We start from the raw sequence: 25,533 nt of genomic DNA on the forward strand, positions 1-25,533 counted from the left end.
CATTCGAGTTGCCTATCGGACTGGTGTTCTGACCTGTGCCGGGAGCAGGTGGCTCAGGCTCGGGTTCGGGAGCAGGTGGCTGAACTTGCCCATTACGTACTTCAAAGACGTAACGACCATCTAAATCGCTATTACGACTATTCCCAATCAAACGAGTATCCGCAGGACCGTTATCGAGGAAAGCACCGTTAACCGCAGAGCCTGGTAACTCAAAGAAAGTGCCAGGAGCACCAGTACCATTAGCATAACCAACTCTAGCGGAACTACCACCTAGACCTCTTTCATTACTACCGCTAGCTTCTCCTGATTCCCAGAGAATTTGGTCGTAGTTAAACTCAAAGTCAAAATCTCCAGCACCAACATCAGATCTATCGATCATCACCAGCTGAAATTTGTTGAGGGGATTAGCTCTGTTATTAAAGAAACCAACCCCAGCTCCATTCCAGTTAACACCAAAAGCATTGCGTCCATCCACACTACCTTGACCATAGGTAACCTCAGAAGAAGCAGGGTTACGGGTATCTACGTCAGCGAAAAAAGGAGCAATAATTTGTCTGCTGGTGGAATTTAAATCAAAAGGAGTATATGTACTTAAGGCTTGGTCAAAAGTAACGTTACCATTATTATTAACGTAAACTTGGGTACGACTAACTCCAAAGAAATTAGCAGTAAAACCAATATTTACTAAACCTGTAGATAAGTCATCATTTCTAGGTAAAGTATTACCAGTAAAGCCAGGCCTAAGTGCTGCAGCTTCTGCTTGATTAGGATTGTAATAAGCATCAAACAGCAGCACAGAGGAGCTGATTAATACTAAAGACGATATTTTTGATAATTTATTATTCATTGATAAAAATAATGTCAATCTCACTAACTTTCTAACATAAAATACTGTTGAGATCAATCATCTTTACCAAATCTTTAAAATACCAATGCTTAATCAGTAAATTTACGACCAATAATTTAAAAGGGCGCTTTGCGCCCATTTTTTAGTTAATTTCGCGGATAGTTTCTCCTTGAGACTCCATTTGCGCTTTAGCTTTATTAGCACTACGTCGCAGCGCTTGTAAACGCTCATCATAGATTTTGCGTTGACGACGATTGGGGGTTTGTTCAATCAAAGTTTTTAAAGCGCTACCAAGACTTTTATAAGCATTGCGCAGAGAATAACCAAAACGAGTAGCTAAGGCGATCGCCTTTTCGTCAGCTTCGATCACCTCTCTGATTTGTTTTTCCCCATTATTTTTTTGCCAAAGTCGATAACCTGAAATACCACAGAGAGATAGAGCCAGTAATAATAATAAACCATCCTGTACCCAAAGTTCTCCAACTGCACCTCCTAAACCAATAGCCAGGGCTGCCATTTCCCAACCCTCTCTAGGGATGGTATCATTTTGAATACGGGCTACTTCGTGCCAAAATAGTAAATTACGTTGGTCTATGGCTAAATTTTCCCATTTGCTTAAATCTACTTGTATTTCTACTTCGTCCTTACCGATTTCTTCGCAGCGAATTAAAGGAGGATTAACATCGGTACTCGCTTCTACCATTACCCAACTTTGCAATTCTGGGGGTAATAGTGTTTTCAAGCGACGTAATTCGCTCATTTCGGCTCGGGCGGAAGCTGTTGCATAAGATGTCATAATTAAAGCCTAGGTTACACTAATCACAAGTACTTTATAATTTCTATCATAACTATAATTATGGAACGTGGTTTATTCTGGTTACCCCTACTTTTATTATTTAGTTGGCTAGCTTGGGCAGGTTGGAACGAATATCAAAAAGTTGAAGCTTATCGACTCTGGGCTGAGGAATTTGAGCGCAGTAAATATGATATTTATGCGGTTTTAGGAATTAAAAATGGTGAGTTAACCTGGGGAAAACCCACAAGATCAAGCCCTAAAGATATACAAACCTTCCCTTTAACTAAAGTTAGTGCAATTACTTTAATTGCTAATCTACCTAAAGGTGGTGCTAGTCTTGAGTTTAAGTTTCAAGATAATGCTAACATAATTAAAATACCTTTTACTGAGCTATCTTTAGCTCAACAATGGGAGGAATATCTACAAAATCTTTTACCAATTCAATCTTGATGTTAAGATAATAGCCAACTTCATTTACCTGCTAAGTATAAATACTAATGGCTAAACCTAATTTTACTCCTTTTTTACTGTGTTTTAGCGCTGTTTTGCTCTATACACCTCAAGCTAAGTCTCAAGAAATTTTAAACAATGTCTCAGATGACACGATTATTAGTATAGAATCTGAGTTACCACCTGAGATGGATGATTCCTGGGTAAGGTTAATCTCTAGAGTAGAGAGACTCTACACTACCGCTGGAGACCCTTTTGAGCCAATTTATTTAGTTAATCCTGGACAAGGTTTTGATGGTGTCGGGAATATCTTTTTTACAACTAATAACCAATTTCAAGATCGCTGTGGTGCTAGTTTACTATACAGCGGGAGACATTTACTAACCGCAGCTCATTGTCTTACCAATAACTTAGGGGTAATTAGCGTTACAGATGTAGAGGCACGCTTTGATTTAGTATCGGGTACAGTTAGTTATAATATCCCTATAGATAATATCGCGATCGCTCCAGGTTGGGACGGTAATCTCGTCAACGGTAATGATTTAGCTATTCTCACCCTGGAAGAGATTGCTTCACCAGAAATCAATCGCTATGATCTCTATAATCAATCAAACGAAATTGGTCAAATAGGGACAAAAGTAGGTTACGGTAGATCAGGTACTGGAAATCAAGGAGAAGTCCTCCCCGTAGGTACTAAACGTACTGGACAAAATCTTTATGATGCTGATGGATCATTAAGAAGTGCTCTTTTTGGTGGAGCTACTACCACAATTTTGGGTTATGATTTTGATAATGGACTACCAGAAAATGACGCCTTTGGTTTCTTTTTTGATATTAATAATCTTGGTTTAGGTGAATTAGAAGTAGCAGCAGCTAGAGGAGACTCTGGGAGTCCTTCTTTTATTAATGGTCAAATTGCGGGTGTAACTTCTTTTCGTGAGACCATCTTTGCTGTAGATGAAAGCGGATCTCTGGTAACTCCTGATGTTAATTTTGCTCTTGATTCTTCTTTTGGAGAATTTATCTATGAGACTCGTATTTCTGCACACACAGAGTGGATTGATCGCGAAATTACTAAAACACCCGAACCTAATATTATTATAGGCTTTTTAGGAGCGATCGCCTCTAGACAGATTTGGCTTCTCGGTAAAGGGTTTCTGTCAAAAGTGTTAAATCGTGCTGGGAAATCCCCCCATTAGAGTCAATAAATTGCTTAATAGTTTCTAATAAATTTATCACCAGAGGAACTCCTAAACCGATATTCTCTAAAACCTGATGGTTATTAAATACTGCTTGGGGTGTTCCTTCTAAAATAACGCTTCCTTGATCCATAACTATAATCCAATCAGCCCAAACATAAGCCAAGTTAAGATCATGGGTAGCTATTACTATAGTTGTTCCTTTTTGTTCAATTTTCCTTAACAGTAATAATAAATTACGAATTTGGGCTGAATCTAGATAAGCTGTGGGTTCATCTAATAATAATAATTCAGGTTCGAGTATCATTACATTAGCTAAGGATACTCGTTTTTTTTGTCCTAAACTTAAATAATGAATCGGTGTATAAGCTAAATCTTCTAAACTAAATTCTGCTAAAGTTTGTTGGACACGACTAGCAATTTCTGTCTCTGGTAATTCTAGATTACATAAACCATAGGATATATCAGCTGCTACTGTTGGCGCTACTAATTGTTGTTCAGGATTTTGGAAAACTAACCCAACCTTTTGACGCAATTTTTGTAAAGCTATTTGTTGATAATTCAAAGGTTTACCCAAAAAACGAATTATACCCCGATTAGGACGATATAAACCATTAGCTAGACAAAAAAGAGTACTTTTCCCACAACCATTACGTCCAATGATTACACAACGTTGATGCTGTTTTATTCCTAAATTAAGGTTCAATAAAGCAGGATAATGACTACAGGGATAACTATAACTAACTTGGTCAAATTCTATCAACATATAAACCCTTAAAATTTTGGATTATTCTGGATGGTAGAGAGGGTTTTTCAATATCAAATAATTTCGTTTTTGGTTGCTGACTTAACAGAGAAGCTACTAAACCAAAAGAAGAAAGAGAGGAAAAAATTAGACGATCGCATTCTGCTAATAAATATAAATCGATTAATGCTTCTTGACCATTTTCTAAACGATTAGGACATTCTGACCAATTTTGATGTAATCTTGTATTTGAAGTAGGAAACCATTTATTAGTTGTCACTACTTTAGGAAACCTTCTCTGGAAATCTTCCCTGATTTGTTGTGAATCTGTGGCTAAAAAAATCTGGTGATTGCTAAATTTTTCTACTTGTCGATAAACTTTAGCTAAATCAATTTTTAGATCGGTATAACGGATATGTACTCCTAGGGTTGATTCTGTCCAATATTTAGCTTTAAATTCAGCTACTCGCTGTTTAATCTCATCTTTTAATGATAATTCTTCTTGGAGAATAGAACTAATAATTTTTTGAGTTGGTAATTTAGCTAAATAAGTATAATCTCCCGTAAATATATTTCTTAAAGCAGCAGTTTTATGAGTATAAGCACAAAAAACAATGACCTCTTCAGGATAATCTAACCTTGATAAATCTACAGACATAGCTGTATCATTTAAAGCCAATTTTTCTCTTAATCCTCCAAAAGATTGATCAAGACAATTTCGCCAAATCTGGGGATAAATAGACTGAGTATCGGGTAAACTATCTATATTTAAAGCGGAAGGACAATCAAAATAAGCAAAGAAAGCATTGATGTTATCCCCACTATAAGTACCATCACACCAATCTACAATCAGTTTTCTGCCACTGATACGAGAATACCATAAAGCTGTACTCAGAGCTAAAATTCGATTACCTAATCCCGACGAACCCTTAACTAGAATATACATTAGTTACTTAAATTGTGTGGTTAAAAATATGCCTAAAATAACATAACTAAGCAATAAAAAAACACTACTAGTACTAAAAATACCCTGAATCAAATTATCATAATGTTCTAACAAAGAAAGATGACCAATAATTTCTACCCAAAAACCCTGAAGATTATCAGCGATCAAATCTATAACCCAGAGAAATAAAACTACGGCAAAAGTTAATAAAGCAGCGATTAAATTAGATTCAGTTAAAGAAGAGATAAACATTCCTAGAGACAAAACCGCACTAGCTAATAAAATTAAAGCTAAATGAGCTAAAAGAGGTACGATTGGGGTTACAGGAGGATTAGCAGCACTAAAAATAATGATTTGATAGATAACCAGAGGTATTAATAAAGTTATAAAAAAAGTTAAGACACCTAAAAACTTACCCACAGCTATAGCTAAATGACTAAGAGGAGAAGTAATCAAAAGTTCGAGAGTTCCTAATTTTTTTTCTTCGGTGTATAACCCCATAGAAAGAAGTGGCAAAATAAATAAAACGATTGTACCCATTAAACTAAAAAAGTCTCGTAAAAAGATATAAGCTACATCAATTGGAGGTAAAATTTCTCCCATTTGTTCTCGTCTAGCTACTTCTTGAATGATACTACCTTGGTCAAATAATAGTACGATAAAAAAATAACCAGAAATTAACCAAAAAATTCCAGCAACAGTATAAGCTAAAGGAGAAGCAAAATAGCTATGTAACTCTTTACGAAAAATAGCCATGATGTTAATTAATAGGGTCATATTTATTGATGTTCAACTATATCCAGATGTTGAGTCACAGAAGACTGACGCTCAATACGAATAAGATGTAAACGTGGTCCTGAGGAGTCTTCTATAGTTAACTCTAAATTATCATAGTGCAGAGTTTCTCCTTTTACAGGAATTTTTTGCCAATGATAAAGGATAAAACCTCCTAGAGTTTGATATTCATCGGTGAGAGGAAAATCTAAAGCCAAAAACTCGTTAAGATCTTCTAGATTCATTTGTGCTTTTACTAAAAAAGTATGTTCATCGATGGTTTGAACTTCTGATTCTTCATTTGGGTTATTCTCATGATGATCGCCGATGATTTCAGCGATTAAATCAGTTAGGGTAACTAATCCAGATGTTCCCCCAAATTCATCTACTAACATTACCATTTTTAGATTAGAACGCTGCATCAGCTTTAATAATTCACTTAGTGAGATAGATTCACTAACAAAGCGAACTGGTTTAACCCAAGCTTCTATGGGAGTTTCTAGAGTAAGTTGACTTTCTACTAAGGATGAAGCGAAATCTTTAATATCGATAATTCCTTGGATATCGTCGAGAGAATCTCCCTTAACAGGATAATGAGAATGTCCAGAGTTAGCTACTTCCTGGAGTAGAGTTTCCCAAGTAGCGGTAGAAGCAATAGCTTTTAATTCTGTGCGGGGAATCATAATATCGTTCGCCTGTAACTCTCCAAAAGCGATGACATTATCTAATAATTCTCTTTCTGCTACTTGTAAACCTGTAGATTCTCTAACGGTATTAATGATTAATCTTAATTCTTCAGGGGTAACTTGATTATGCCAAATTTGACCCGTATATTCAATACCTGCTAAACGTAGTAAACAACGAGTAGATTGATTTAAAATCCAAATCAGGGGGTTAAATAAACGAGCGATCGCCAAACTAGGTGCTCCCAAGATACGAGCTATTTTTTCTGCGTTGATTAGCGCTACAGATTTAGGGCATAATTCCCCTAAGACTATTTGTAGATAAGCCATCAGTAGAAAAGCAACGGGAATCGCGAAAGAATGGGCTAGAGTTTCTTTGACTATTGCTGATAGGGGTAAATTTTCAATCGCACTTTTGACCAATAATCCCATTGTGCCTTCTCCAATCCATCCCAACGCTAGACTAGAGAGAGTTATACCTAATTGTGTAGTTGACAATAATTTATCAATACTTCTCTGTAGAGATTGAACCGTTTGAGCTTGAAGATCACCGGCTTCCACTAATTGAGTAATCCGCGATCGCCTTACCGAAACTATCGAAAACTCAGCAGTAACAAAAAAAGCATTGATTGCTATCAGTAAGAAAACCGAAAGCAATCTCAAGACTGCATCAGGTGTATTCATTGCTCTTGGCTTAAAATTTCCTGCTGTATATTAAGATAATGATTAACTTTCCGTAAAATCTCTCCTTCAGACATGATTTTTGGATGATTACCATCTGCTACTTGACCTGAAGATTGACGCTCCATAATATCCGTATTTACCGTAGCTAGAGATTTAGTAGCTAATCCCATGGCTACCCAAGCACTAATAGTACCTGCACCCAAGATTAAAGCTAACCAACTCAACAGTAAAATTAAACTTGATTTAAATTTTATTTTCATCTATTATTAAATTTGTGCTATAATAACAAAAGTCTAAAAATATAGACCACCTTCCAGGGTTGGCCGAGCGGTTGAGGCAACGAACTCATAATTCGTGCAAGGCAGGTTCAACTCCTGCACCCTGGATTGATTAACCCTTTAAGGAGTAAATGGGGTATAATAGGAAGGTTGTTGCAGTAGAGAACTTTGATAAGGATTAGCTAAATCTCTAGTTCTCAAAGGTACTTGATTAGCCTGTTGTCTCATTAAATCTTGACTAAAAATACTGGTAAGTTCTGCGTCTCTAGTAATTTGATTCTCGGGAAACTCGTTAAACCCAAAAATCAAGTTAAACTGGCCTTCGTAGGAAACACTAGTAAAAAAATTACCACTATTTTGGGTAAAAGCACGCAAAAACAGATCGGGAATCGTTTCTGGTTGCGCAGTAGTCACGAAATCTTCTACTACTACTGGTTCAGCTTGAGCAGTCAGAGTCAAAGTACCTAGACTTAACAGGGCTATTACTGATAATAAGGCGGTGGATCGTTTCTTATTCATCATTCACTCCAAAAATTGTCTTGACCTAATTTTAACTGAAATATATCTCATGGAAACCAAAAATTGTCTGTTTATAGCGCAAGCATCACCTACCCAATTGCGCGAAATTCTTCTAGAATTATTGTGCGAATACGCCTATACCGAGGGAGATTTTGTACTATCTTCGGGAAAATCTAGCTCCTACTATATTAACGGTAAAGAAGTCAGTCTCAGAGCAGAAGGTGCTTTAGTGATTGGTCGTTTACTCTTCTCTATGCTAGCTGAAGATACTGCAGCGGTAGCAGGATTAACCCTAGGAGCTGATCCACTCGTAACCTCAGTTAGTCTAGTTTCTGCTTTAGAAAATCGACCGATACCAGGTTTAATTATTCGTAAACAAGCAAAAGGACACGGAACACAAGCTTATATAGAAGGTCCAAAATTAGCAGCTAACGCCCAAGTAGTGGTTTTAGAGGACGTAGTTACTACAGGGGCTTCGGCGATGCAAGCGGTGGAACGTCTGCGCAATGTAGGATATACAGTTACAGAAATTATTGCCCTAGTGGATCGTCAACAGGGTGGAGCAGAATTCTATCAAAGCCAAGGTTTAGATTTCCGCTGGGTTTTTTCTATTAGCGATTTACAAACTAGAGCTAATAACAAACCGTAAGATTTCTTTACATTTTTTGAGATTATCTGGGCAAGAAATCAGTTAAGCTAGAAATTAAGAACAGAAACCGAGGTGGTTTATGGGTACTATTTCTCAGCGGAATTATAATGTTATTAATTGGTCAGCAGTAGTGATGATTACTATTGCATTTTGGTTGAGTGCAATCACTGTTTTAGACTTAGTGATTATACCTACCTTATCATCAGTAGGCATGATGAGTGATACTAGTTTTGCTAGTGCGGGTTATGTACTTTTTGGAGTCTTTAATCATTTAGAGATCGTCTGTGCAGCAATTATCCTGACAGGAGTATTGAGTTATCACCACTTAATTCACCAGTATAATTATCGCTCCATATTTTTAGCGATCGCTCTGTTATTAATTACTCTGATTGATACCTATTTACTAACACCACAAATGAGTGGTTTAGGTCTATCCCTTAACTTTTTTGAAACCGAATCGATCATGTCAGCACCAATGATGTACTTACATCAAAGTTATTGGATTTTAGATGTAGTTAAGTTATTTTGTTGTCTTTTTATTCTCCGCCATTGTTACCAAGAAGAACACAGAACCAATTAACCAATCAACCATTAAAATTAAAAGAGCTGTAACTAGTATGGTTATGGCTCTTATTTTATCTTGATTAAAAACTGATGAAATATAATAAATATTTATATCTCCTAGGAATATTAATAGCTATTGTTGGATTAATTATAGGTCTTATTTCCCAACAATGGTTACCTATTCCTGTGAGTTTATTAGCTTTAGGATTGATAGTCACCATAGCATTAATGGGGTTATCTTCACCAACAATGGCTATAACCAGTAACGGAATTCTCGCTAGTCTAGCTTTTATAATCATTTTAGGTTTACTAAACTATTTAATAGTAAGTAACGAAGTAAGAATTGATTTCACCGAAAATCAGGTATTTACCCTTTCTTCCCAATCTCAAACAATCCTCAGAAATCTAAATCAACCCGTAAAAGTGTGGGTATTTCAAACTCAAGTCAATCCTAGAGATTTAGCATTATTAAGAAACTATCAGCGCCATAATGAGCAATTTAGCTTTGAATTCGTCGATCCAGAAATTCAAATTGAACTAGCTAGAGAGTTTGAGATTCAAAACCAAGGAGAAGTTTATCTAGAATATCAGGATAAAAGACTCTTAATTCAAACCATCAGCGAAGTTGAACCCTTATTAGAAGCAATATTAACTAGTGGAATACAAGCAATTCAACGCGATCGCCCTGCAGCCACCCTGTATTTTTTACAAGGACATGGAGAAACCGAATTAAACGCCACAGAAGATGGATTATCCCAAGCAGTAGAAAGCTTAACCAGTCAAGGATATCAAGTAGAAACCCTTAATCTAGCTACAGTTGATCGCATACCAGAAGATACCAGGGTTATAATTATTATTAGTCCCAAAAGAAGATTATTAGATGGTGAAATAGAAGTTCTCCAAAACTATCTCAGCAACGGGGGTAAATTATTATTAATGCTTGACCCCCAAACCAACCTAGGATTTACAGAACTTCTCGCCGATTGGGGGATAGAATTAGACCAAAGAATGGTTATCGACGTTTCAGGTGCGGGTACTCTTATCGGTTTTGGTCCTGCTACAGTAATTATCACCAACTATGGCGATCATCCCATTACTCAAACTTTTGGAGAAGAAATATCTCTTTATCATCTCGCTAGACCAATTAGTACTACTCCCAAACCAGACATAGATTCAGTCGCATTACTAATTACAAATGAACAAACCTGGGCAGAAAGTAGATTAGATGGTCAAGAGATAGAATTTGACCCAGAAGAAGATATACCAGGACCTTTAGATATAGGAGTAGCTTTAAGTCGTGACAACTCACGTTTAGTAGTCATTGGCAACACTACTTTTGCTACTAATGGTTGGTTTAAACAACAACTCAACGAAGATATGTTTCTCAATACGATAGAATGGCTTGTAGGAGAATCAGAAGAAATCCTCTCTATTCGTCCCAAAGAACCCAAAAATAGACGCCTGAATCTAACAACAGAACAAGCTAATATTTTAGGTTGGCTTGCTTTAGTTTTAGTCCCCTTAGCGGGTTTTTTAGTAGCGATTATTACCTGGTGGCGTCGCCGATAGGGTGGCTAAAAAGCTTGTGGAGACATGATTGCGAGATCGGTGACATACTCCTACACCGAATCAAAGATTACGCTGTAGGCTTCTTGTCTTTCACCTTCAGAGATGATTGACCGTTTTTGACTAAAACTGAAACCGCAGACAAAAGCTAATATCTCATTAATAAATTATCCTACGGCTAAATCATGAGCAGCTTTGACGAGAAACTCTTTCTAATTCGTTAATATCTTCACTACTGAGTCTCCACATCGCAGCCCCTGCATTTTCTTTAGCTTGTTGGGCATTTTTAGCACCGGGAATGGGTATGACATTACCCTGACAAATTAACCAATTTAAGGCTATTTGTCCAGGGGTTTTTTGATATTTTGCAGCTAGATTAAATAAAACATCTAATAGTGGTTTAATCTTGGTTAGTCCTTGATTATTAAAACGAGAGTCTAATTTACGCGCTCCATCGGGTTTATTTTCTGCTGTATATTTACCTGTGAGTAATCCTTGGGCTAAAGGACTATAAGCTAGAATAGTTACTCCTAATTCGTCGGCTTTTTGTTTAATACCTTTACTCTCTATCTGACGATAAAGTAGGGAGTATTGTACTTGATTCACTGCTAATGGTATATCTCGCTTACTAAGAATGTTATAGGCTTGTTCCATTTGCTCTGCCGAATAGTTACTTACCCCTACACTTTTGATTTTACCAGCTTGTACAGCATCGGCTAAAGTATTCAGTAGGGTTTCTTGATTCATAATAAAGTTAAATGGCCAATGTATTTGGTACAGTGTAACTGTGTCTAGTTGCAGCCTGCTTAAACTAGCGTTGATAGCGTCGGTTACCGCTTGAGGAGAAAAACGCCAGGGTAAGGGTGCGTATTTGGTGGCTATATCTATTGCTTGTGTTGTTTGCTTGCTAAAATTGCCTAAGAATTTCTCTGATTCTCCTAGTCCATAAACTTCTGCTGTGTCAAAAAAGGTGATACCAGCTTCGATAGAGGCGTTAAATGCTTCTTGAACTTGGGATGCTCCATATTGTTTACCATAGTTCCAGAATAGTTTATCTCCCCAAGCCCATGTTCCTATTCCGATGATGGTTACTTCTAGATCTGTTTTCCCTAATTTGATTAATTCCATGTTGTTTTTATGAATAAGTTTATTTAACTATGATAAAAAAAAGACTCTGGTTATGGATAACGATCGCTTCTATTCTCATTTTACTGTTGATTATTATGCCTACTCAGTCTCAATCTCAAGCAGGATCTAGTTATGATCGTGGTCCTAGTGGTTATAGTGCTTGGTATGATTGGTTAGCAACCGAAAATATCTCTATTAAACGTTCTTTACAACCTTATCAAGATTTAACCTCTGATTCTCCTCTTACTTTAATTCAAGTTTACCCTCAAACTATTGATTCTGTTTCTACTGATTGGGTAAGTACGGGTCATACTTTAGTAATTTTAGGGTTTACTGCACCTGCTTCAGGAGCTAGTTTTAGCACTCTACAACCTACTAATGTTGGGGAAGTAAGGATAGATAGTCGCAGACGTTCTCAAGGAGATCAAACTAAGATATTATTAGGTGATGACTATGGGGCGATCGCTTGGGAAAGGATTATAGGTAAGGGTAAGGTAGTTTATGTAACTACCCCTTTTTTAGCTGCTAACGCTTATCAGAATTATCTCCCTAATTACGAATTTCTCGCCCAAATCGTCACGGAAGGAAATAAACCTATTTGGTTTGATGAATATATTCACGGTTATCGAGATTCAGATTCTACCGTGATTCAATCAGAAAAGACTCTCTTTACTTATCTACAATCTACCTGGTTATTCCCTTTATTTGTACAATTAATTATCCTATCTTTATTAGCCGTTTGGACAGGTTTACATCCTTTGGGATTACCTGTTAGTCTAATTAAACCTAAACCTAATAACACTCTAACTTATCTACAAGCTATGGCAAAAGTTCTTGAAAAAGCTAACAAACCAGAATATCTTAGAGAAGCTACTTCAAAAAAAAACTTAGATAAATAATTATGTTGACTAAATTTAAACAAAGTATTGAAACAATTATCCTCGGACAATCTTTTCTGATTGAACAGTTATTAATAGCTTTACTAACTGGTGGTCATGTGATTATTGAAGGAGTACCAGGAACGGGTAAAACCCTATTAGTCAAAGTAATCGCCCGTTTGATTCAAGCTGATTTTCGCAGAATACAACTGACTCCAGATATTTTACCCGCTGATATCCTCGGTACAAATATTTTTGATTTTAATAGTCGTAGTTTTAGTTTAAAAAAAGGACCCGTTTTTACCCAAATTCTTCTCGCTGACGAAATCAATCGTACTCCCCCGAAAACCCAATCCGCATTATTAGAAGCAATGGAGGAACAACAGGTAACCTTGGATGGAGAAAGTTTACCTTTAGGTGAGTTGTTTTGGGTAATCGCTACTCAGAATCCCCTAGAGTTTGAGGGTACTTATCCTCTCCCTGAAGCTCAATTAGACCGCTTTTTATTTAAATTAGTGGTAGATTATCCACCACTAGAAGCAGAAAAACAAATACTCTTAAATGCTAATCAAAATAAATCAGTTAAAAGAATTGATTTAGATAGTCTGACGGCGATCGCTGATGTCTCACAAATTATACAAGCCCGTCAACGAGTTAAACAAGTTAACCTGCAAGATTCGATTATTGATTACTTATTAAATATTGTACACAAAACCCGTCAACATCCTGACCTTTTATTAGGAGCTTCGCCACGAGCAGCCGTGCTATGGTTGGAAGCGAGTAAAGCTCAAGCATGGCTTTGCGGTAGAGATTTTGTGACACCCGACGATCTCAAAGCGATCGCCCAACCCATTCTCCGTCATCGTTTAATTCTCAAAGCGATCGCACAACTAGACGGTTTAGACACAGAAACAGTCATTAACTCTATTTTAGACAAAGTTCCTGTACCTAGATAATAAAACCTATTCCTTATTCTTTCCCTGACTTGGTGTAAGAAGTACGGTCTTTTCTTGTTGATGAGATCGCCAAATCCACCACCCTGCTGCTAAAAGAGTCAAGTTGCCAATTACAGTAGTAGCAGCTTGTATCAATACTAGCCATTCTAAAGAGGGGAGGTTATCAAAAAAATGCCAAGTACAAGCACACATAGCGCTAACTAAAGCGGGAAGCATCCCCCAAGAGAGACTCTTCCAATAATGTTTACCAGTTACTTCAGCGTAAGTCCAAATTAACCAAATAGCACTCATCCATTCGATGACGCTGGTTATATGAATAATCCAAGTTGGGATAGATAAAGAGTGCATAGGTTATAATTCTAGAGCTTGTTTACCTTGACTTATAAGGGTACGTGCGTAATCAGTCCAAGCACCTTGTCCCCAATAGCGAAAACAACTAGTTTGAGAGAGAAGGTTATAGAGTAAAGCTTGTTGGTAAGCTGGTGTTTGTGTAATAGAGGGATTTTCCCTGACTAGGGGATCGTATTTTTGGTGAAAGAGAAAACTAAGTTCTTGCATCGGTGCGAGGACATTTTCATAACCTTGTACCCAGCTTAAATCATTAGTCCAGGAAGCGCCATCCATGTGAAAGCTACCATCTTCTTTTTTAACTGCGGCGATCGCTTCTTCTACTGCTTGGGTAGTCACTTGTTCAAGGTTAACTCGTTGCCAAATTTTATGTTGATTAACTGCTTGACATTGGGGATAATCTTCGGGTTTAACTCCCTTAGCGGTGAGTAATTCTAGGTATTCTGTACCGTTGATACCTGCTACTTCTCCTTGATTATTACCAATTTCTCGCCACACTCTGAGAAAATCTCTCGGGAATTCATTCATCATAACGCCCCCATTTTCCCCATCAGCGATTTGGGCTACGATAGAAGGCACATCTAAGTTAGCTATAGTTTGTTTAGGGAGTCCTTTAGCTTCAAAATAGGGTTGCATCTGACCGACTAATTTAGTGTCAGATCCTTGAGTTTTAATTAAAGCGGTGATAGTGATGGTTTCTCCTTGGGAATTACGGGCGATGAGGAGATTAGGGATATATTTCTGATGATGTTCTAGGGGTGTACCGTCTAAATGTTCTACAGAATGTTCTTGTACGAGTAACCAACGATAACCACAGTCTTTGAGGGCTTTGATATATTCATAGAGGGTATCGGGGTGGTTAGGTAGGTGCATTTCTGGTGGAGAAAAACCGCGAACACGTCTTAAAGCGTCGTAACCGAATATACTAGCAAAATGATGTTGCCAAGCTTGTATGTGTAATTTGAGGTCTGGTATGGGGGTAGAGGGAGCGACAGCGTGACTCCACATTGTCCCTAGCCATTCTACATAGGGTTGATATTCTGGTTCACAGGTTATTTTTCTGAGGTTATTGAGGATATCTTCTCTACCCATTTGTTCTAATCCCCAGAGTAAGTTACCCGAATAGTCGAGCATGATTCTTGGTTGACAACCTGAGGCTACTAACTCAGGGATAAATTCCCCCATCCTTCCATAACACCAAGCAAAGGTAGAGGCGTTATGATTGTCTCCTTGTTGGGAATGTTCAAACATATATTGGAGATTATTGATTAAGCCACCATCTTTACCCGCGGGAACTGTAGGCTGGTGCATATGTAGTGCGCAAGCGAAGGTTGCTGTTATTTTCTCCAGAGATAACTTAGTTTGGGGTAAAAAGATAGGTTGATCGTCTTGTCTGATGGCGTTAATTTTTGTTTCTTGACCAGAAATATTGGGGTAGTTCATTTTTTGCTCTTATTTTATTTAACCTAGACAACGGATGGCTTCAAGTAATCCTCTAGCTTTATTTAGTGTTTCTTCGTATTCTTGACTAGGTTCAGAATCGGCAACGATTCCTGCACCTGCTTGTACACAAACTAGGTGTTGATTCCCTGTTAAAGGACGAACTACCATAGTGCGAATGGCGATCGCTGTGTTTAATTGACCTTCAAAATCATAATAACCGTAAACTCCTGAATAGACTCCTCTTCTTTCCTGTTCTAATTCGTGGATAATTTCCATGGCTCTAATTTTGGGTGCACCGCTAACTGTTCCTGCCGGGAAACAGGCTTTTAGTAAGTCCCAAGCGTTCTGTTCTGGTTGTAATTCTCCTATTACATTACTTACTATGTGCATAACATGAGAGTAACGTTCAATAACCATTAATTCATCGACTTTGACGCTTCCTGATTGACAGACTCTTCCTAAATCATTGCGTCCTAAATCTACTAACATGATATGTTCGGCTATCTCTTTAGGATCTTGTAATAACTCTTGGGCTAATGCTTCGTCTTCTGCTGGCATTTTACCACGTTTGCGCGTTCCTGCAATTGGTCTGAGGGTTGCTTGCAGACTTTTATCAGAGACTCGTTCAGCTTTGACCATAACTTCTGGACTAGATCCGATAATTTGCCAATCACCAAAATGATAATAAGCCATATAGGGTGATGGATTAATTAAGCGTAGGGAACGATACAGAGCGAATGGTTCACCTGCGTATTCTGTAGAGATACGTTGAGAGATGACGACTTGGAAGATATCCCCTGCGTGTATGTATTCTTGGGCTTTGACTACTGCTTGACAAAAATCCTCTTCTGTAGTGTTGGATTGATAAACTAGGTTAGTATGGGAAAATTTAGCGACGGTATCTGGTGCTACCCATTCTAAGGGTTGCGCTTCTACTGGTATATCTAATTTAAGTTTGGTAACTAGTTTAGTAACGCGATCGCAAGCTTCATCATAAGCGGAGCGTAAATCTTTATTTTCCCCGCGTAAATCTGCGTAAGCTACTACCCAAATTTTACGTTTAACTTGGTCAAAAATCAACAGATTATCTACCTGCATCCACATCCCATCGGGGAGATTTCCTGGTTGATAGGGGTAAACTTTGACTTTAGGTTCAATCCAGGAGATTAACTCATAACCCCAAAAACCGAATAACCCCCCGATTCCTGCCGGTAGTTGGGGTAATTTTACTGGTTGAATTGGTTTTAAACAATTAGCTAAAATTTCAAATGGGTTACCTTGATGAATTTTTTCTGTTCCATCGCGATAAATCTGAGTGGTGGTATTTCCCCTAGCTTCTAAAACCCAGACTGGATCTGCACCTAATAAGCTATAGCGTCCTAAGTTTTCTCCTCCTTCTACCGATTCAAGGAGAAAATTATATTTTTGACCTGCACAAACTTTATACCATGCTGAGACTGGGGTTTCTAAATCAGCGATCCATTCTTGATATACAGGAATAAAGTTACCCTGTAGCGCTAAATTAGTAAATTCAGAATAATCGGGGAAAATCATCGGCAGTTATTTGGTTTGGTTCTTTATACTCTCTATTTTAAGGGTCATTGGACTCTAACAGGACGCAGTATAATGCGTTATATTTGAAATCAAACCATTGATATTGGCATTATTGGGCAGCAGATTTTCGGATTATTATGAAATTACCCAGAAACCAGATCTACGCCATTGTTGTTCTTTTAAAGCTTGTTGTAATTGTTCTTCACCAATCCAACCCAACTGAATCAGCATTTCCCCCAATCTTAGATTAGTATGCACTGAATCAGCATTTCCCCCAATCTTAGATTAGTATGCTCAGATAGAGATAGAGCATAGTCTAATTGATCTGTAGAAATCCAGCGCTTGTCAAGCATAATTTCACCGATTTTTAACATTTGCTTTAGCCCTCTCATAGTTTTTATGGTTTAAATATACATGATTTTAACTACAGGTTTAAGGGGCTGGATTTCGGAAAAATTTTTCCCAAAATCCAGAAAATTGTTTAAAGGATAATACCATGAGGTAAAATAATGCGTTACGCGGTAAGCACAAGTACTGTTATTGCACTCTTTATTTATATGGTTGTATCCTTAATTCTTTTCTACCACTGATGAAATGTCCTCAACCAGCATAAAATCATTTAGAATAAATGTACTGCTACTATTCTTGACATTTTAACTGTTTACTGCTATGGAGACTTGCAAACCTTCTCTTCAGGGATTGAAAAAAATTAAAGAAGCTATCCATAAACTCCAACAAGAGAGAGGGTGGGCATTAGATGACGAAGGGTGGCTAGAAGAAGCTAGTAAATTTCTGCCACAACAAAATATCCATGGTAAGCTTATACAACAATCTGTATCACTTGGACCATGGAAAAGTTTTAGATCGGGCAAAAAAGGGATAAAAATTCGTTATTTTAATGCTTTTTGCCGAATCTTAAATTTAGATCCCCAGGAGATTATTAACCAAGAAGAATCTAGTTGTTTATCTTCTCATCAAGATTGGGCTGACTCACCTGATATCTTAACTTTTTTTGGACGAGAAAAAGAATTAACTACTCTGCAAAATTGGATTATTAATGATAATTGCCAACTAGTAGGAATTTTAGGAATTGGTGGTATTGGCAAAACTACACTATCAATGAAATTAATCAAGGGTAATCAAGAGATTCAATCAAGATTTAAATATATTGTTTGGCGATCACTTTTTAATGCTCCTCCCTTGACTGATCTTCTCAATGATTTAATTACCTTTCTTTCAGGACAACAAAAAAGTAATTTACCAGCTTCTATAGAACAACAAATCTTATTATTATTACAATACCTGAAAAACGAACGTTGTTTATTAATTTTAGATAATTTTGATACCTTACTTGAGCATGATAATTACTCAAGAACCTATAAATCAGGATATGAAAATTATGATTATTTATTGCAAAAATTTGCTACAGTATCTCATCAAAGTTGTTTACTAGTTACTAGTAGAGAAAGATTACCTTATCTAGAACAATTCTCAGGATGTTTTCTACAACTAGAAGGTTTAGAATATATTCAAGCCAAGAAAATTTTACAGAAAATGGGTAATTTTGAGGGGTTAGAGGAAGATTGGCAAAGTCTGGTTAAATTATATAACGGTCATCCCCTAGCCTTACAATTAGCAGCTAGACATATTTTAGATGTTTTTAATGGCGATATTACATATTTTTTACATGAAGGTCAAACTATTTTTTATAGTATTAATTATTTATTAAATCAACATTTTAAGCGTCTATTACCTGAAGAAAAAGAGATTTTATATTGGTTAGCCATAAATAGAGAGCCAATCTCATTAGCAGAATTAAAGTCTCAAATAGTTTTAGTAAAAAATAAAAATAATTTATTTAATAATATTAATTCTTTGTATAATAAATTGTTGCTTAAAAACGTCGGTGATAAGCTGGAAATTGAACCTGTAATAATTGAATTTTTAACAGAGAAATTAATTGAAGAAATAGTAGAAGAGATTATTCAGCAAAAACTAGAAATTTTCAATACTCATGCTTTAGTGATAGTTCAAAGTAAAGAATATCTAGTCGATAGTCAAATTAGAATGATTCTTGAACCGATCAAACAAATGCTAATTGACTATTTAGGTTCAATAAAACTTATAAATTATCTCAAGGAAATTTTAGCCAATGAACAAGAAAATTATCCTCTTAAACCAGGATATCTAGGGGGAAATATTTTTAACCTGTTACGTCAACTAAATGTAGATTGGAGAGGTTTTGATTTTTCTTATTTAACGATCAAACAAGCATATTTAGCGGATCAGAACTTATATAATATCAATTTTACTCATTGTGATCTATCAGATTCATTACTAAAACAAACTTTTAGTGGAGTTCATGCAGTAACATTTAGTCCTGATGGAAATATTTTAGCAGTAGGAGATTCTCATGGTACAATTCGTTTAATCAGAATCGAAGACGGACAACAAATTAGTATTTTTCCGAAACAACATCAATGGTGGGTAGTAGCTTTAAGCTTTAGTCCCGATGGTGAAAGATTGGTCAGTGGTAGTTTAGACACGACAATTAAAGTTTGGGATCTTAAAACAGGTCAATGTCTTTACAAATTAAATGATCATACTCAATGGATTTGGACAGTGACTTTTGGTCCTGACGGTAAAACCATAGCTAGTGGTAGTGATGATCAAACTATTAGACTTTGGGATGCTTCTACAGGAAAATGTAAGCAAATTTTACGAGGACATCAAGGTTGGGTTTTAGCGGTTGCTTTTAGTCGGGATGGTAAAACAATTGCTAGTGGAAGTTATGATAAAACCATCAAAATTTGGGATCTTAAAACTGGTAAATGTCTGAAAACCTTATCAGGACATCAAGACGGCGTTTGGTCTGTTGTGTGGAGTCCTGATGGTGAAACAATCGCTAGTTGTGGTGGAGGTGAAACCACGATTCGCTTATGGTCTGTTAAAACAGAAAAATGTTACCGAATCTTAACAGGACACAATCAAGGGATTAAAGTTATAGGGATTACCCCAGACGGTAAAACCTTAGTTAGTGGTTGTCTTGAAGCAATTGTCAAGTTTTGGGATTTAGCAACAGGAGAATGTCGGGGGACTCTAAAAGGACATATTACGGGAATAAGAACCCTTGCTATTAGTCCTGATGGTAAAATCGCAGCAACAGGAGATAATGACCAGATCCTCAAGCTATGGGATATTGACAAGAGAAAATGTCTCAAAACCTGGCAAGGATATATTAACTGGATTTGGTCAATGGCGATTAGTCCTGATGGTCAGACAATTGTTAGTAGTCATTTAGATCATAATATTAGGTTGTGGAATCATCCTACGGGAGAATATTTAACAACTTTAAAAGGACATACCGCTTGGATTTGGTCAGTAGCTTTTAGTACAGATGGCAAAATAATTGCTAGTACTGGAGATGATCAAACTGTTAAACTGTGGGATAGCCAAACACATCAATTACTTAAGTCTTTAAAATATAATACTCAAGAATATCAAGGCGGGATTTGGGCGATCGCTTTTAGTCGAGATAATCTATATTTAGCTAGTGGAGGTCCTGAGACAACAATCAAGATTTGGGATGTTGCAACAGGAAATATACGGAGTTTCCCTGGACATCAAGGTTGGATTTTGGCAATTGCTTTTAGTCCTCAACAAAATATACTAGCTAGTGGGGGTGATGACCAAAGGGTCAAAATTTGGGATATTGTTAGTGAAGAATGTATCATGACTTTAGAGGGACACACCAATAAAGTGCGTTGTCTGAGTTTTAGTCCTGATGGCGATTTTCTAGTTAGTGGTGGTGAAGATAATACTATTAAAATTTGGGATCTTAGACAAGGAAGTTGTGTTGGGACTCTGATTGGACATCAAGATTGGGTTTACTCAGTCAGATTTAGTCCTGACAGTAAAATGATTCTCAGTAGTTCCAATGATGGTACTATTAAGCTTTGGGATATTAGTACTCAAGAATGTATCAAAACTTTATCAGAACATTCTGGCGGGGTTGCTGCTGCTTTATTTACTCCTGAAGGTAAAACTATTATTAGTGGGAGTCATGATGGCACAATTAAATTTTGGGATGTAGATAAGAAGGAATCTTTAAGAACTATCAGAGTACCAAGACCTTACGAGGGTATGAATATTACTGGGGTTCAGGGATTAACCGATAGTCAAAAAGAGTCCCTCAAAGCTTTAGGCGCAATTGATTATAAATAATCAAATAAAGCTAATAATTCCAAGAATACACCATTAGTCCAACCGAAGCCAATCTCATTAGTATTGTAGCCATAATAAATAGCTTCGGAGACGTCAGAAGAACAACGGGAAACGTCGTATTTTTCTAAGATAACTCCCGTTTTCTCAAATTCTTGTCTAACTAGATTAAGAAACTTATTAGCTAGACGTTGGGCATCTTCATGATAACCGTAGTTACGTAAACCTTCGATCGCGAATAATTGTAACGGGGCCCAACCAAAAGGGGCATCCCATTGATTCCCAGAAACGTAGTTACTAGTTAGTAAACCCCCATTAGCTTCTAATCTACATAAATTTTCTCTCAAGCGTTTAGCTTGTTCATCAGAAGCTACATTAGCCCATAGAGGCATAAAAGTAGTAGCAAATTCGTAACAACGTCTTCTCCCTGTACGGAAATTATAGTCAAAGTACATCCCTTTTTCTTCATCCCAGAGAAACTCGTCGATAAGTTTTTGACGATGTTGAGAATTACTTAACCAATATTCGGCGATATCTTCATGTCCTAAAATTTGGTGGATCAAGGCGATATCTTTTTCCATTTGGTAGAGTAAGACATTGAGACAAACAGGGGCGTAGTGGATAATATCGACGCTAAATGGACCAAAACGATTACTAATATCGAAACCTGACTCACGCATAGAGCGATCGCCTTGATAGAATAAGTCTGTGAGGGTATCTTCTTCGCGATTATAGTATAGGTCTAGGTCGTAGTCTTCTACCTCAGCAACTCCTTGATAATATCGTAAGACTCTATCATAGTGAGTCAAACCCTGTTCGTCTTTTTCAGAGTCAACTACTTCAGGGGCAGGTCCTGTACCCAAGGCGTTATAATGTGATAATCCCGTAGTAGGGTTAAGATGGGGGGGAACAGTCCAATAAAAGTAATAAGCTTCGATAGTTGGTAATAGAGACCTTAGCCAATCTAAATCTGAATTAGACTCAAATACTCGTAAAACTGTACGACTAAACAAGGGAGGATGGGAACGATTGAGCATATAACTCCGATTCCCATTGAGTATAGTACCATAATGCTTGACTTGATAACCCAACAGATCTGCCATATTTTGGGCTAGGGTATATTCATGATCTCTGAGTAAACCCAAGACGATAAAATAGCTATCCCAACCGTACATTTCATTAAATCTTCCTCCTGGTACAACATAATCTAGGGGAAGATAGAGTAACCCATGTTCTCTGATTTGGTCAATCTCAGGAGGTAGGGTACGTATTTCTATGTGGCTAAATTTTTCTGGGGTGACTATTTCCTTGATTTTATATTTAATCTCATCGAGGTTTTCTTGACCTGAAACATAGACTATCCAGGGTTCACCTGGTAATTTTTCTATTTTAGGGTCTTTGGCTGCTTGGATGATGTATTCTGGAGTACGAGTTAGGGTTTTCCATGTCTGCTTGATATATTCTCTAACTGCTAGGATTTCTTGGGAATTGATATCTATGGTAGGCTGAGTGAGCATCTAACGACTTATAAGTAAGGCTACAGGGAATTGGGTTAGGATTTTTCCTAGTTGCAGTTTACTGCTATGGGGTAGCGATCGCTTAGTTAAAACATCTAGCCATTCGCTAACATTGTTATTAGTTAATTCTAAAATAGTATCTTGCCAAACTGCTGTACCTAGAGGTATTTTTCCTGGTTCTACCAAGGTAGCGTAAAATCTGGGTACAACGATCAAAGCGTTGGTTTTTCCTGACTTTCTTTGAAAAGCGATGACATTGTCTGAATATGTTCCTGAAACATTAACGGGTGTATAATCCCCTTGTTGAAAGATTTCTTGATATTCTGCTAACGCTGTTAAGGTTTGATGAATCAGATATAATTTTACTCTGCCATCTGTGCTATATTCGAGCAGATTGTCGAGTAAATTAGCTATATCTTCTTCTTTTGCTTGTTGTAATTGTTCTAACTCGTGGAGACGCTGATTATAATCTACCGGACGACGGTTATCAGGATCTACTAAACTGAGATCCCACATTTCCGTACCTTGATAGATATCGGGTACACCAGGACAAGTTAACTTTAACAGAGTTTGAGATAGAGAGTTTAAGATACCATAATGGGCTATTTTCTCCCCAAAAGTGCGTAAACTAGCTAAAAACTTATTATCTGGTTCATCGGTTAATAATTTCTCGACAAAGGTTACGAAATTGTTCTCATATTCTGTGTCGGGATGTAACCAACCTGTATGGACTTTAGCTTCTCTGACTGCTTTAATGACGTATTCTTTAATTCTCGTGATCAACTCTTGATGGTTATATGGTTCAAAAGGTAAGGAACCTACTAGATTCTGATAGAGAAAATATTCGTCATTGCTATCTAAGGTAATGGGATTATCGAGATCTTGTTTATATTGTTCATTCATTTTTTGCCAAGTAATGACTTGAGTTTGCCATTCTTGGGGTATTTCTGAGAGAACATTGATTCTTGCTCTGACATCTTCACTTCTTTTGGTATCATGAGTAGATGAGGTATTGAGAGAATGGGGCCAATAATTAACTTGTTGTTGGTTAAAACTATGAAATTCTGATACTGTTACTCCAAAGTTATGAGGCGCTCCTCCTACCTCGTTGAGAGATACTAAAGGATTATAGATATAGAATAAGGTATCTTCTACACCTTTTGCCATTAAAGGTCCAGAGAATTGCTGCATCTTCATCACCCAATGCAATCTCTGTTCTTTTTCTGTCTCGGTAAGATCTTCTATCCCTCTTAATAAGAATAACTCTTCAATAAAGTTTAGTTCGTTAATTAGTTGGGGGTTATTACGTTTGGCTGTTTGAATGACTCTGATGACATAGGTACGATAACGTTCGTTTACTCCTTCGCTGGTAATATAAGTACGATAGATGGGAAATAGTACTAAGATTTCTACGATCGCTCTACGTATCCCACTCAGGGTAAAATCACGAGTAGAACGATATCCACTAGCTATTTCTTTAAGCATATTAGCGAGGTTTTCTACGTCTCCTGCTAAATTGCGATCGGCGATTAAGCGTTTACAGGCTATTTCTTTATTTTCGTAACTTTCCCATTGTCCTGTAAAGTGGCGATAGATTTGTAAAAATTCGTTTTCGTTGGCTTTTTGACAGAATAACCCATTGAGATAATAGAGGAATTCGTAACCTGATGTTCCTTGTACTGGCCAATCTTCCGGTAAGGTTTCTCCGTGTTGGAGGATCTTCTCCACTATTACATATGTACGACCTATATACTTACGCAGTCTTTCTAGGTATTCTTTGGGGTTATAGAGTCCATCGATGTGATCAATCCGCAAACCTGTAAATTGATTAGTTTCTACTAATTGTTGGATGAGTTGATGAGTTTGTTCAAATACTGCTAATTTCTCGATACTAACGCAAATAAGCTCATTTACGGTAAAAAAGCGCCGATAATTTAGTTCTTCTGCGCCAACTTTCCAAAAGGAGAGGCGAAAGTATTGTAAGGAGAGTAAATTATCTAAAAGTTCGTAATTTTGATTAAATAATTCGATATTCTCACTAATAAACTCGTTAATTACTGAGTTAGACTCAAATAATTCCCAGAGTAAAGTCTTACTAAAAGCGATCTGAGTTTTATATTGTTGGGGATTTTCAATATTACTAGCATTTTTGAGGAGATAAACGATCCCCAAAAATTTAATATATTCGGGGTGTTTTGCTTCTAGTTTTGTTGCTAATCTTTCTAAATCATAGGTAACTACTTCTAGATATGATTCTATTCTTAAGGGAAAATTAAGGTCATAATAACTGACAAACATTCCTTGGTCAAAATATTTTAACTTCAGTTCCCCTCTTTCTAAACAGTTACCGTAGAAATCTCCTAATAAGGGGGCTAAGACTTTGCCCTGGAGATCACGATAGGGGTGTTCCCATTGAATATCAAAAAACTCATAGTATTCTGATTTAGGACCATAGGCTAGTACATCCATAAGTAGGTTATTTTCGGTATGATAAGCCATATGATTGGGGACAATGTCTTGTAACCACCCCATATCCTGTTCTTGTAAAATCTGATTGAGATATTCAAATTCTGCTTGAGTACCGATTTCGGGGTTCAGTTGATTATAATCGACTACGTTATAACCGTGAGTACTTCCTGTACAAGCTTTAAAAATAGGAGAAGCGTATATATCTGATATCCCTAATTTTTGTAGGTAGGGTATGATATTTTGGGCATCTTGGAATTGAAAGCTAGCGTTAAATTGCAGACGATAGGTAGCAGTTGGAATACGCATTAGTTATTTTTAT

22 protein-coding genes, 1 tRNA gene and 1 pseudogene are annotated in these 25,533 nt (G+C 37.0%); 9 read left to right on the forward strand and 15 right to left on the reverse strand.

Annotated elements, in window-relative coordinates; all coding sequences use genetic code 11:
• Both EA365_04525 and EA365_04530 read right to left on the reverse strand, forming a co-directional pair.
• Positions 1–847 (reverse strand): VPLPA-CTERM sorting domain-containing protein (locus tag EA365_04525; GenBank protein TVQ46790.1); only part of this gene is annotated, 847 nt, incomplete at its 3' end.
• A gap of 142 nt (positions 848–989) precedes the next feature.
• Positions 990–1,643 carry a DUF3318 domain-containing protein gene (locus EA365_04530; protein ID TVQ46791.1) on the reverse strand — a complete coding sequence of 218 codons (654 nt, stop codon included), beginning with the start codon at positions 1,641–1,643 and terminating at the stop codon, positions 990–992.
• A gap of 60 nt (positions 1,644–1,703) precedes the next feature.
• Here EA365_04530 and EA365_04535 point away from each other — a divergent pair, with 60 nt between their 5' ends.
• Complete coding sequence (locus tag EA365_04535) at positions 1,704–2,093, forward strand: hypothetical protein (GenBank protein TVQ46792.1); 390 nt, start codon at positions 1,704–1,706, stop codon at positions 2,091–2,093.
• A gap of 47 nt (positions 2,094–2,140) precedes the next feature.
• Positions 2,141–3,292, forward strand: coding sequence for a hypothetical protein (locus tag EA365_04540; GenBank protein ID TVQ46793.1), 1,152 nt, complete (start codon positions 2,141–2,143; stop codon positions 3,290–3,292).
• Here the strand turns inward: EA365_04540 and EA365_04545 are convergent.
• From EA365_04545 to EA365_04565, 5 genes are read right to left on the reverse strand one after another with little or no spacing between them, the layout of a single operon-like run.
• Positions 3,219–4,058 carry an ABC transporter ATP-binding protein gene (locus EA365_04545; GenBank protein ID TVQ46794.1) on the reverse strand — a complete coding sequence of 280 codons (840 nt, stop codon included), beginning with the start codon at positions 4,056–4,058 and terminating at the stop codon, positions 3,219–3,221. The two genes, EA365_04540 and EA365_04545, sit on opposite strands and share 74 nt — an antisense overlap.
• The gene (locus tag EA365_04550; GenBank protein TVQ46795.1) at positions 4,042–4,983 is read right to left on the reverse strand and encodes a hypothetical protein; all 942 of its coding nucleotides are present in this window, start codon (positions 4,981–4,983) and stop codon (positions 4,042–4,044) included. Before EA365_04550 ends, EA365_04545 begins: the two co-directional genes overlap by 17 nt.
• A 3-nt stretch (positions 4,984–4,986) precedes the next feature.
• Positions 4,987–5,760, reverse strand: a complete 774-nt coding sequence (locus EA365_04555) for an ABC transporter permease (GenBank protein TVQ46796.1) — start codon at positions 5,758–5,760, stop codon at positions 4,987–4,989.
• Between the two features lie 2 nt (positions 5,761–5,762).
• A complete protein-coding gene (locus EA365_04560) occupies positions 5,763–7,124 on the reverse strand; it encodes an HlyC/CorC family transporter (protein ID TVQ46797.1) in 1,362 nt (453 codons plus the stop codon).
• Positions 7,121–7,384 carry a hypothetical protein gene (locus EA365_04565; protein TVQ46798.1) on the reverse strand — a complete coding sequence of 88 codons (264 nt, stop codon included), beginning with the start codon at positions 7,382–7,384 and terminating at the stop codon, positions 7,121–7,123. Before EA365_04565 ends, EA365_04560 begins: the two co-directional genes overlap by 4 nt.
• 53 nt (positions 7,385–7,437) lie before the next feature.
• On the opposite strand from EA365_04565, the gene EA365_04570 reads away from it, so the two are divergent.
• Positions 7,438–7,510 (forward strand) — tRNA-Met (locus tag EA365_04570).
• A gap of 12 nt (positions 7,511–7,522) precedes the next feature.
• Here EA365_04570 and EA365_04575 read toward each other — a convergent pair.
• The gene (locus EA365_04575) at positions 7,523–7,921 is read right to left on the reverse strand and encodes a serine/threonine protein kinase (protein ID TVQ46799.1); all 399 of its coding nucleotides are present in this window, start codon (positions 7,919–7,921) and stop codon (positions 7,523–7,525) included.
• 49 nt (positions 7,922–7,970) lie between these two features.
• Between EA365_04575 and EA365_04580 the strand changes: the two genes are divergently transcribed.
• From EA365_04580 to EA365_04590, 3 genes are all read left to right on the forward strand, one after another.
• Positions 7,971–8,570 carry an orotate phosphoribosyltransferase gene (locus tag EA365_04580; protein ID TVQ46800.1) on the forward strand — a complete coding sequence of 200 codons (600 nt, stop codon included), beginning with the start codon at positions 7,971–7,973 and terminating at the stop codon, positions 8,568–8,570.
• A 79-nt stretch (positions 8,571–8,649) separates the two neighbouring features.
• Positions 8,650–9,150, forward strand: coding sequence for a DUF4149 domain-containing protein (locus EA365_04585; protein ID TVQ46801.1), 501 nt, complete (start codon positions 8,650–8,652; stop codon positions 9,148–9,150).
• A gap of 74 nt (positions 9,151–9,224) precedes the next feature.
• Positions 9,225–10,703 (forward strand): ABC transporter, encoded by a 1,479-nt coding sequence (locus EA365_04590; GenBank protein ID TVQ46802.1) that lies wholly within the window; start codon positions 9,225–9,227, stop codon positions 10,701–10,703.
• A 180-nt stretch (positions 10,704–10,883) separates the two neighbouring features.
• Here the strand turns inward: EA365_04590 and EA365_04595 are convergent, their stop codons facing one another.
• Positions 10,884–11,828 carry an aldo/keto reductase gene (locus EA365_04595; GenBank protein ID TVQ46803.1) on the reverse strand — a complete coding sequence of 315 codons (945 nt, stop codon included), beginning with the start codon at positions 11,826–11,828 and terminating at the stop codon, positions 10,884–10,886.
• Between the two features lie 29 nt (positions 11,829–11,857).
• Between EA365_04595 and EA365_04600 the strand changes: the two genes are divergently transcribed.
• Positions 11,858–12,727, forward strand: coding sequence for a DUF4350 domain-containing protein (locus tag EA365_04600; protein TVQ46804.1), 870 nt, complete (start codon positions 11,858–11,860; stop codon positions 12,725–12,727).
• A 2-nt stretch (positions 12,728–12,729) separates the two neighbouring features.
• Positions 12,730–13,662 (forward strand): MoxR family ATPase, encoded by a 933-nt coding sequence (locus tag EA365_04605; GenBank protein ID TVQ46805.1) that lies wholly within the window; start codon positions 12,730–12,732, stop codon positions 13,660–13,662.
• A gap of 6 nt (positions 13,663–13,668) precedes the next feature.
• Here the strand turns inward: EA365_04605 and EA365_04610 are convergent, their stop codons facing one another.
• The 4 genes and pseudogenes from EA365_04610 to EA365_04625 form a co-directional block, all read right to left on the reverse strand.
• On the reverse strand, positions 13,669–14,010 hold the full coding sequence (locus tag EA365_04610; GenBank protein TVQ46806.1) for a DUF2499 domain-containing protein: 342 nt from the start codon (positions 14,008–14,010) through the stop codon (positions 13,669–13,671).
• Positions 14,011–14,013: 3 nt separating this feature from the next.
• Positions 14,014–15,453 (reverse strand): glycosyl hydrolase family 57, encoded by a 1,440-nt coding sequence (locus EA365_04615; GenBank protein TVQ46807.1) that lies wholly within the window; start codon positions 15,451–15,453, stop codon positions 14,014–14,016.
• An 18-nt stretch (positions 15,454–15,471) separates the two neighbouring features.
• Entirely contained in the window at positions 15,472–17,007 is a 1,536-nt protein-coding gene (gene trpE, locus EA365_04620; protein TVQ46808.1) for an anthranilate synthase component I, read from the reverse strand.
• Positions 17,008–17,142: 135 nt separating this feature from the next.
• Positions 17,143–17,360 (reverse strand): annotated as a pseudogene (locus EA365_04625) (hypothetical protein).
• A 316-nt stretch (positions 17,361–17,676) separates the two neighbouring features.
• On the opposite strand from EA365_04625, the gene EA365_04630 reads away from it, so the two are divergent.
• Positions 17,677–21,231 carry an NACHT domain-containing protein gene (locus tag EA365_04630; protein TVQ46809.1) on the forward strand — a complete coding sequence of 1,185 codons (3,555 nt, stop codon included), beginning with the start codon at positions 17,677–17,679 and terminating at the stop codon, positions 21,229–21,231.
• Here the strand turns inward: EA365_04630 and EA365_04635 are convergent.
• Both EA365_04635 and treY read right to left on the reverse strand, forming a co-directional pair.
• A complete protein-coding gene (locus tag EA365_04635) occupies positions 21,222–22,745 on the reverse strand; it encodes an alpha,alpha-trehalase (GenBank protein ID TVQ46810.1) in 1,524 nt (507 codons plus the stop codon). The two genes, EA365_04630 and EA365_04635, sit on opposite strands and share 10 nt — an antisense overlap.
• Positions 22,746–25,520, reverse strand: coding sequence for a malto-oligosyltrehalose synthase (gene treY, locus EA365_04640; protein ID TVQ46811.1), 2,775 nt, complete (start codon positions 25,518–25,520; stop codon positions 22,746–22,748). It lies immediately after the preceding gene.
• Positions 25,521–25,533 lie beyond the last annotated feature (13 nt).

The sequence above is a fragment of the Gloeocapsa sp. DLM2.Bin57 genome, from assembly GCA_007693955.1.
Lineage (GTDB): Bacteria > Cyanobacteriota > Cyanobacteriia > Cyanobacteriales > Gloeocapsaceae > Gloeocapsa.

Excerpts from the sequence above, each read along its gene's own strand:
- EA365_04530 (TVQ46791.1), bottom strand. The coding sequence starts at position 1,643 with ATGACATCTTATGCAACAGCTTCCGCCCGAGCCGAAATGAGCGAATTA.
- EA365_04535 (TVQ46792.1), top strand. The coding sequence starts at position 1,704 with ATGGAACGTGGTTTATTCTGGTTACCCCTACTTTTATTATTTAGTTGG.
- EA365_04540 (TVQ46793.1), top strand. The coding sequence starts at position 2,141 with ATGGCTAAACCTAATTTTACTCCTTTTTTACTGTGTTTTAGCGCTGTT.
- EA365_04545 (TVQ46794.1), bottom strand. The coding sequence starts at position 4,058 with ATGTTGATAGAATTTGACCAAGTTAGTTATAGTTATCCCTGTAGTCAT.
- EA365_04550 (TVQ46795.1), bottom strand. The coding sequence starts at position 4,983 with ATGTATATTCTAGTTAAGGGTTCGTCGGGATTAGGTAATCGAATTTTA.
- EA365_04555 (TVQ46796.1), bottom strand. The coding sequence starts at position 5,760 with ATGACCCTATTAATTAACATCATGGCTATTTTTCGTAAAGAGTTACAT.
- EA365_04560 (TVQ46797.1), bottom strand. The coding sequence starts at position 7,124 with ATGAATACACCTGATGCAGTCTTGAGATTGCTTTCGGTTTTCTTACTG.
- EA365_04565 (TVQ46798.1), bottom strand. The coding sequence starts at position 7,384 with ATGAAAATAAAATTTAAATCAAGTTTAATTTTACTGTTGAGTTGGTTA.
- EA365_04575 (TVQ46799.1), bottom strand. The coding sequence starts at position 7,921 with ATGAATAAGAAACGATCCACCGCCTTATTATCAGTAATAGCCCTGTTA.
- EA365_04580 (TVQ46800.1), top strand. The coding sequence starts at position 7,971 with ATGGAAACCAAAAATTGTCTGTTTATAGCGCAAGCATCACCTACCCAA.
- EA365_04585 (TVQ46801.1), top strand. The coding sequence starts at position 8,650 with ATGGGTACTATTTCTCAGCGGAATTATAATGTTATTAATTGGTCAGCA.
- EA365_04590 (TVQ46802.1), top strand. The coding sequence starts at position 9,225 with ATGAAATATAATAAATATTTATATCTCCTAGGAATATTAATAGCTATT.
- EA365_04595 (TVQ46803.1), bottom strand. The coding sequence starts at position 11,828 with ATGGAATTAATCAAATTAGGGAAAACAGATCTAGAAGTAACCATCATC.
- EA365_04600 (TVQ46804.1), top strand. The coding sequence starts at position 11,858 with ATGATAAAAAAAAGACTCTGGTTATGGATAACGATCGCTTCTATTCTC.
- EA365_04605 (TVQ46805.1), top strand. The coding sequence starts at position 12,730 with ATGTTGACTAAATTTAAACAAAGTATTGAAACAATTATCCTCGGACAA.
- EA365_04610 (TVQ46806.1), bottom strand. The coding sequence starts at position 14,010 with ATGCACTCTTTATCTATCCCAACTTGGATTATTCATATAACCAGCGTC.
- EA365_04615 (TVQ46807.1), bottom strand. The coding sequence starts at position 15,453 with ATGAACTACCCCAATATTTCTGGTCAAGAAACAAAAATTAACGCCATC.
- trpE (TVQ46808.1), bottom strand. The coding sequence starts at position 17,007 with ATGATTTTCCCCGATTATTCTGAATTTACTAATTTAGCGCTACAGGGT.
- EA365_04630 (TVQ46809.1), top strand. The coding sequence starts at position 17,677 with ATGGAGACTTGCAAACCTTCTCTTCAGGGATTGAAAAAAATTAAAGAA.
- EA365_04635 (TVQ46810.1), bottom strand. The coding sequence starts at position 22,745 with ATGCTCACTCAGCCTACCATAGATATCAATTCCCAAGAAATCCTAGCA.
- treY (TVQ46811.1), bottom strand. The coding sequence starts at position 25,520 with ATGCGTATTCCAACTGCTACCTATCGTCTGCAATTTAACGCTAGCTTT.